Source organism: Syntrophomonas sp. UBA5494, assembly GCF_002426325.1.
The window spans coordinates 11,937-13,278 of sequence record NZ_DIPG01000137.1 but is presented as its reverse complement, the minus strand read 5'-3'; the positions used below and the strand labels follow the sequence as shown (position 1 = coordinate 13,278).

Annotated in this window: 1 protein-coding gene and 1 riboswitch; the gene reads right to left on the bottom strand. The window is 47.7% G+C overall.

Features of this window, described 5'->3' with window-relative positions; translation table 11 throughout:
• The coding region (gene ribD / locus B3W37_RS15485) for a bifunctional diaminohydroxyphosphoribosylaminopyrimidine deaminase/5-amino-6-(5-phosphoribosylamino)uracil reductase RibD (protein WP_483176339.1) at positions 1 to 816 on the bottom strand (816 nt) is incomplete at its 3' end.
• A gap of 99 nt (positions 817 to 915) precedes the next feature.
• A riboswitch (FMN riboswitch) is annotated at positions 916 to 1,032 on the bottom strand.
• Positions 1,033 to 1,342: the final 310 nt, after the last annotated feature.

Here is a 1,342-nt window from a genome sequence, read left to right as displayed (position 1 = left end):
ACCTTCCACTTTTATAACCTTAATACCGCTCTCCTCCAGCAAATGTACTTTATGATGGGGAGCAGCTTCAGCACAAAATACTAGGGTAGGCTGACTGGCCGCCGATTGAACAATATAACTTTCGGGCGGTAAATCAAGTCTGCCATCTATTATTACCCTTATTGGATTTCTGCAGTCTTTCCTTTCCAAACGGGTATTCAATCTGGGATTATCCTGTAACACGGTCCCGATACCAACCATCACCGCATCGTAAATATTCCTCAATTCATGAACAAAAGTCCTCGACTTTTCATTGGAAATCCATTTCGAATCCCCGGTTCCGGTAGCTATTTTTCCATCCAGAGTCATAGCCATTTTCAATGTCACGAAAGGCCGGCCGGTGGTAATATATTTGAAAAAGAATTCATTTATCCGGGCCGCCTCTTCTTCGCATACTCCTACCGTTGTCTCGATACCGGCCTTTTCCAGAATCGCCATACCGCGTCCCCCTACCAGAGGATTAGGATCCAGAACAGCCGCTACCACCCGTTTAAGTCCTGCTTCCACCAGTGCATGGGCACAGGGGGGAGTTTTCCCATAATGGCTGCAGGGCTCCAGAGTTACATACATGGTGGCCCCCCGTGCCTCTTGCCCGGCATCTGTGAGGGCATTTATTTCCGCATGCGGAGTACCTGCCTGATGGTGATAGCCTTTCCCTATTATCTTTCCATCCTTGACAATTACAGCTCCCACTATTGGATTAGGGCTGGTCCTGCCCCGGGCCAGCAAGGCTAATTCTATAGCTCGCCGCATATAATTTTCATCATTCTTATACATAACAATGGCTCCTTAAAAAAATAAAACCCCGTTTCTCACGGGGTTTATTACATGACCATGAATAGTCGCAAATACTAAAATTATACGCACGCCATCATGGCCTTCCTTCTCCCATCCAGTCTTTTACTGTCGGCTCCGGAATCTCACCGGATCATGCCTGATTGGCTCGCGGGCTATACCGCCGGAAGGGAATTGCACCCATCCCCGAAGAAAAGCTAAAATATATTATTTTATTACAATAGTATCACTACCGCCTACCGCGGTCAACCCAGACTTCTTCCCATATATTTCAACTGCTGCCAGCTGCCGGTATATCCCGGCCTTATCGCACTGGTGTCCGGTTTCCTGGTGATCCCCCCTGCCCTGCCTTTACGCTAATATCCCCGGTTTTCAGCAGAGCCGAATGATCCTGAAATTCTTGAGGCAGTGCTGGAAACGGAGCAGCGCTATGTCGTTAACATGTTTTTGAGGTGAAGCCTTTGCCTCAGGATGACATGCGCAAAGTTACTGCTTAATCATAGGAAAA